1 protein-coding gene is annotated in these 321 nt (G+C 65.7%); it reads right to left on the bottom strand.

From position 1 onward, the window contains the following. The coding region (locus AF337_RS43350; protein WP_160320354.1) for a cadherin-like domain-containing protein at positions 1 to 321 on the bottom strand (321 nt) is incomplete at both ends.

Below are 321 nucleotides of genomic sequence, written 5' to 3'. Positions count from 1 at the left end.
TGGCATCCGGCGTGAAGGTCCAGGTGCCGTCATTGTTGTTGACCAGGCCGCCATGGTTGGCGGAGAGGCCTGAGACCGACAGCTGGTCGCCGTCGACATCGGTGAAGCCGGCCAGCAGATCGGCGGTACTGATCGTGTAGGGCGTGTCCTCGCTGCCGGCCGCAAGCGTCGCCGCATTGCCGCTGAGAACCGGTGCGTCGTTGACCGCAGCCAGCGTGAAGCTCTGGCTTGCCGGAAGACTGCCGCCATGGCCGTCGATGACGGAGTAGCTCAGGCTGACCGGGCCGTTGTAGTTGGCATCCGGCGTGAAGGTCCAGCTGC

The organism is Rhizobium ecuadorense, assembly GCF_001187535.1.
Lineage (GTDB): Bacteria > Pseudomonadota > Alphaproteobacteria > Rhizobiales > Rhizobiaceae > Rhizobium > Rhizobium ecuadorense.
The sequence above is the reverse complement of the archived record's forward strand: the minus strand, read 5'-3'. Positions and strand labels throughout refer to the sequence as shown.